At 62.0% G+C, this 3,085-nt stretch carries 4 protein-coding genes; all 4 read right to left on the reverse strand.

The features are described from left to right. On the reverse strand, window positions 1–411 hold a 411-nt coding region (locus tag GY725_12965; protein MCP4005098.1), incomplete at its 3' end, for an SDR family NAD(P)-dependent oxidoreductase. Window positions 412–434: 23 nt separating this feature from the next. After that, the gene (locus GY725_12970; GenBank protein MCP4005099.1) at window positions 435–881 is read right to left on the reverse strand and encodes a hypothetical protein; all 447 of its coding nucleotides are present in this window, start codon (window positions 879–881) and stop codon (window positions 435–437) included. Continuing rightward, window positions 878–1,906: a phosphotransferase family protein gene (locus GY725_12975; GenBank protein ID MCP4005100.1), complete on the reverse strand. Its 1,029-nt coding sequence runs from the start codon at window positions 1,904–1,906 to the stop codon at window positions 878–880. Before GY725_12975 ends, GY725_12970 begins: the two co-directional genes overlap by 4 nt. 111 nt (window positions 1,907–2,017) lie before the next feature. Continuing rightward, a partial coding sequence (locus tag GY725_12980; protein ID MCP4005101.1) for a hypothetical protein occupies window positions 2,018–3,085 on the reverse strand: 1,068 nt, incomplete at its 5' end.

Here is a 3,085-nt window from a genome sequence, read left to right on the forward strand (position 1 = left end):
CAGATGTTCGAATAGCAGGCCAGTAAGCGCAAAGTGCCCCAGGTGATTGGTGCCGAACTGCATCTCGAAGCCATCGACCGTTTCGTGACGAGGAATGGCCATGATGCCTGCGTTGTTGATCAGCACGTCGAGGCGCGAGTGATTCTGGGCGAACTGCTTGGCGAAGGACTGAACCGACGCGAGGTCGGCCAGATCGAGGGGCAGGATCTCGAGCTCCGCATTGGAGAAAGAGCGTCGGATCGAAGCCGCCGCCGCTTCGGCCTTTTTCGCACTGCGACAGGCCAGCACGACACTGGCTCCGGCTCCCGATAGTTCGCGCGCGGCCTCCAGGCCGATACCGCTATTGGCACCGGTGACGACGAACACACGCCCCCTTTGATCGGGAATCTGTCGGGTAGTCCAGTCTGGCATTGCGTTCTCCTCGGTGACCGCCTTCAGAACGATCCGATCATGATTTTCCGACGTTCGGTCGAAGCGACCAGCTCCCGCCAGATCGAGTCTTCGAGTTGCCGAGCCTGTGGGGAGTCGAGTTCCTCGACGTGCGCGTGCAACTCGATCAGAAGACCGCGCAGTTGAGCATTGACCGCATCCAGATTCGAGATCAGCAGACTGCCGTCCTCTCCGCGTGAAGCTTCGTCGAGCCGCGCGGCCAGATCGGAGTCATTCACCACGGAACTCGCCTCGGCAAAGATACTTCGCAGTTCCGAGTTCTCTTCCACGCGACGCTGCGCGGCTCGTTCGAACTCCTGTCCGCTTTCGATCAGGAGCATGGCCAGCACGCTCGTACTGGATTGTTGGTAGGCATCACCCAACGCGGGAGCGGTCTTCGTCAGAAGATGGGCCGCAGCCACATCGAAAAGGCGCTTCACGTCCGGCTTCACGTCAATCTTCCCAGGGTGTGCAGGACCGCGCGGTCCTGACTATTGCCCACCAACCACGCCGACAGCGCCAGGATGAAATCCTGGTTCTTGCCGTCGGTGAACTCCTTCGCACCCGAGACCCAGATCGCCTGGCCCTTCACGCTCGAGAACACTTCCCACCAGTGCAGTGCATCGGGATCCGCCTTGAAACCGCTGGCCTGCTCCCAGATGCGAATCGCCTCGAGATTCGAAACCAGCCCGCCGGCCCGTTCGTCGCGCGCCCAGCGCCAGACCGGATTGATGGACCACGCAAGGTCTTCGAGTGGGTCGCCCAGATGGGCCATCTCCCAATCGAGAATGCCATGGATCCCACCTCGATCGTCGTACAGGAAGTTTCCAGTGCGAAAGTCGCCGTGCACGACGCTCAGACGGGTCGGGGCCGGGGGAGGATTGCGCCGCAACCAGCGGATCGCCGCACGGATGATCGGCTGGGGGCAGAGTTCGTCGCGATCGATGCGCGCTTCCCAATACTCCAGTTCGCGCTTCCAGCACAGATCCGGCGCGACCGATTCCATCACCTCGAACAGACCCAGTGCCTTCGGATCAGCCCGGGAGATCTCTCCGAGAATCGCCCACTTCCGTTCGGCGTAGCTCTGGGCGTGCTGCGCGTACGGTGGAGCGACGATCGCCTGCGGTCCAGCTTCGAAACCGACGAGTTCTTCCATCACGAAAAACGGATAGTCGAGCCAGCGCTCGTCCTCTTCGAGCCAGAGAGCCTCGGGTACGGGCACAGACGTGCCGTAAAAAGCCCTGTAGGCACCGAATTCGATGGCGCGCTCGGTTTCAATCAGACTTCCGGGAGGATCGCGTCGCAGAATCAACGGTCGGCTGATCGGCTGGGTCCCGTCGCGATACGAGAGCACGAAGCGATAGGTCTCACGCGACGCACCGCCGAAGATGCGATCCAGATCCCGGACCTGGAGTTCTTCCACGTCTGGCAATTGGGTCGAAATATAGGCGGCGAGCCGAGCTTCGAGATCCGACATTCCGGCATTATGGCACTCTGGCAGACGGCCGGGTTCTCGAGGGCGGCAACCCGATGCACGCCGAGCACCCAGATCGCCTTGCGACCGGAGGAGATGATTCAGGGAAAGAGGCTACCGAGTCGCAGGCCTGGCGGACTGGGCTCCCGTGTCTCCGGGAATCCAGCGTGTATTGAAGCGAACCCGCCACTCGTCGTCGGCTTCGGCGAGGACCGGCAGCGGTTCAATGGTATCTCCGTCCACTACGTTGTGATCGGCGTCCTTGTCCCAGCCCACCGAGCGAAAGAAGAAACTTCGGACCTTGCCCGGGGGCACGGGCGGAAGCGCAGACGCTGCAAAGCGCAGATCCAACGCGTCGCCACCACCTAGCAAAACGAGTTTCCCGTCGCGTCCATCTACGAGTTCACGTACGTCTCCGTAGCGCGTCGCCCAGCCTTCGGGCGTGGTGCGCCAGGGAGGCTGCTGGTTGACCGTATTCCAGTCGGGCGTCGTCGGATGGTGAGGAGCGCGAGAGCGAATCTCCGAGTAGCCGCGCCAGCCAAGTTCGGCATGGTCCGGCTTGATGGAATGAATCTGAGCGGCGCTGCGGGGTACTCTTTCGAGGAGAGCGATACGATCCCATCGAAGTTCGAAACTGGTCTGAAGTCGCAGACGTTTCGTCCCTGGATGCAGTTTCCCGGTCAGATCGATGGCGATCGTCTTGGTCTTTCCGGCGGGCCGGCCGACGGTGACCGGCACGGGATGCCAGTTCCCGTCGGGAGTCTCCATCTCCAGCGTGAGAGGAATGACTGCCAGACTTCGATTCTGCGACATCGCGATATTGGTGCTCGCATCGCCCCACTGGAGCCAGCCGGTAAGAGTCAGCACGGGTTCGCGCAATCCCTCCAGAGATCCGAAGTCGAGAGTGAGGGTGTGCGGATGGGTCTGACCGCGTAGAGGCGGTGGCCTCAGCGGGCCGGGAGGCGCGAAATTCCCGTCTATCGCACTCACGGCCTGGGTCCGATCGACGCCGTCACTACCCATGGCGAGTTTGGGGATTCTGGGCTGGGCCAGCGGCCAGATCTCCGAAGCCGGGTACGGGGGAGGCATCAGGCGATCCGTGGGATGCACCTCGACGTCGGGTGCGTGATCCACGGCGATCAGCCGAGCTTCGTCCAGGTAGAGAACTTCGCGAAGTTCTTC

The organism is bacterium, assembly GCA_024226335.1.
Taxonomy (GTDB): Bacteria; Myxococcota_A; UBA9160; order SZUA-336; family SZUA-336; genus JAAELY01.